This is a genomic window from Exiguobacterium sp. BRG2, assembly GCF_031844245.1.
In the GTDB taxonomy this organism is placed as follows: Bacteria; Bacillota; Bacilli; order Exiguobacteriales; family Exiguobacteriaceae; genus Exiguobacterium_A.
Genome location: NZ_JAUZUW010000024.1, coordinates 1 through 2,751 on the forward strand (window position 1 = coordinate 1; position 2,751 = coordinate 2,751).

Genomic DNA, 2,751 nt, shown 5'->3' on the forward strand with positions numbered 1-2,751 from the left:
GCATCTGCTAGAACAAGGCCTCGACCGATTAGTATCACTCAGCTCCACATGTCGCCATGCTTCCACCCGTGACCTATCTACCTCATCGTCTCTGAGGGGTCTTTCTTGATTACTCAAAGGGAAATCTCATCTTGGAGGGGGCTTCATGCTTAGATGCTTTCAGCATTTATCCCGTCCGCACGTAGCTACCCAGCGATGCTCCTGGCGGAACAACTGGTACACCAGCGGTGCGTCCATCCCGGTCCTCTCGTACTAAGGACAGCTCTCCTCAAATTTCCTGCGCCCACGACGGATAGGGACCGAACTGTCTCACGACGTTCTGAACCCAGCTCGCGTACCGCTTTAATGGGCGAACAGCCCAACCCTTGGGACCTACTCCAGCCCCAGGATGCGATGAGCCGACATCGAGGTGCCAAACCTCCCCGTCGATGTGGACTCTTGGGGGAGATCAGCCTGTTATCCCCAGGGTAGCTTTTATCCGTTGAGCGATGGCCCTTCCATGCGGAACCACCGGATCACTAAGCCCGACTTTCGTCCCTGCTCGACTTGTAGGTCTCGCAGTCAAGCTCCCTTCTGCCTTTGCGCTCTACGAATGATTTCCAACCATTCTGAGGGAACCTTTGGGCGCCTCCGTTACTGTTTAGGAGGCGACCGCCCCAGTCAAACTACCCGCCTGACACGGTCCTCCAGCCGGATCACGGCTGCGAGTTAGAGACTCTATGCATGAAGGGCGGTATCCCAAGGGTGACTCCTCCGAAGCTGGCGCTCCGGGCTCGACGTCTCCCGCCTATCCTGTACATCATGCACAAAGCCTCAATATCAGGCTGTAGTAAAGCTCCATGGGGTCTTTCCGTCCTGTCGCGGGTAACCTGCATCTTCACAGGTACTATGATTTCACCGGGTCTCTCGTTGAGACAGTGCCCAAATCGTTACGCCTTTCGTGCGGGTCGGAACTTACCCGACAAGGAATTTCGCTACCTTAGGACCGTTATAGTTACGGCCGCCGTTTACTGGGGCTTCGGTTCAAAGCTTCGCTTGCGCTAACCCATCCCCTTAACCTTCCAGCACCGGGCAGGCGTCAGCCCCTATACGTCATCTTGCGATTTAGCAGAGACCTGTGTTTTTGCTAAACAGTCGTTTGGGCCTATTCACTGCGGCTCTACTCATGTAGAGCGTCCCTTCTCCCGAAGTTACGGGACCATTTTGCCGAGTTCCTTAACGAGAGTTATCCCGCGCGTCTTAGAATTCTCATCTCGCCTACCTGTGTCGGTTTACGGTACTGGCGCCTTCCCCCTCACTAGAGGCTTTTCTTGGCAGTGTGAAATCGTGACCTACGTCCCTACGGGACTCCGCGTCGTTCCTTGACTGTGGTGCCTGACGGATTTGCCAATCAGACGGTCTTGAAACTTGCACATGCACTTCCATCCGCATGCGTCACTATCCTCCTGCGTCCCCCCATTGTTCAAACGGTGGATCGGCGGTACAGGAATATCAACCTGTTATCCATCGCCTACGCCTTTCGGCCTCGGCTTAGGTCCAGACTAACCCTGAGCGGACGAGCCTTCCTCAGGAAACCTTGGGCTTTCGACGGAGGGGATTCTCACCCCTCTTTTCGCTACTCACACCGGCATTCTCACTTCCAAACGCTCCACTGCTCCTTCCGGTACAGCTTCACAGCGGTTTGGAACGCTCCCCTACCATTCCTTACGGAATCCGCAGCTTCGGTGGTATGTTTAGCCCCGTTACATTTTCGGCGCGGCGCCACTCGACTAGTGAGCTATTACGCACTCTTTGAATGGTGGCTGCTTCTAAGCCAACATCCTAGCTGTCTAGGCAGCGCCACATCCTTTTCCACTTAACATACACTTGGGGACCTTAGCTGGCGGTCTGGGCTGTTTCCCTCTTGACTACGGATCTTATCACTCGCAGTCTGACTCCCGAGTATAAGTTGCTGGCATTCGGAGTTTAACTGAATTCGGTAACCCTGTGGGGGCCCCTAGTCCAATCAGTGCTCTACCTCCAGAACTCTCAACCTCGAGGCTAGCCCTAAAGCTATTTCGGGGAGAACCAGCTATCTCCAGGTTCGATTGGCATTTCACCGCTACCCACACCTCATCCCCGCACTTTTCAACGTGCGTGGGTTCGGACCTCCAGTCAGTGTTACCTGACCTTCATCCTGGACATGGGTAGATCACCTGGTTTCGGGTCTACGACAACGCACTGAACGCCCTGTTCAGACTCGCTTTCGCTACGGCTCCGCCTCATCGGCTTAACCTCGCGCGTTATCGTAACTCGCCGGTTCATTCTACAAAAGGCACGCCATCACCCGTTAACGGGCTCTGACTACTTGTAGGCATACGGTTTCAGGATCTATTTCACTCCCCTTCCGGGGTGCTTTTCACCTTTCCCTCACGGTACTGGTTCACTATCGGTCACTAGGGAGTATTTAGCCTTGGGAGATGGTCCTCCCGGATTCCGACGGGGTTTCACGTGTCCCGCCGTACTCAGGATCCACTCTGGAGGGAAAACAGTTTCAGCTACAGGGCTGTCACCTTCTTCGGCCGACCTTTCCAGGTCCTTCACCTACTGTCTTCCTTTTTGACTCCGTATAGAGTGTCCTACAACCCCGAAGAGCATGCTCTCCGGTTTGGGCTGTTCCCGTTTCGCTCGCCGCTACTCAGGGAATCGCATTTGCTTTCTCTTCCTCCGGGTACTTAGATGTTTCAGTTCCCCGGGTCTGCCTCACGCTAC

1 rRNA gene is annotated in these 2,751 nt (G+C 54.8%); it reads right to left on the bottom strand.

The window, feature by feature from the left end:
* Positions 1–8: 8 nt before the first annotated feature.
* A 23S ribosomal RNA gene (locus tag Q9R23_RS15865) occupies positions 9–2,751 on the bottom strand; the annotation flags it as partial.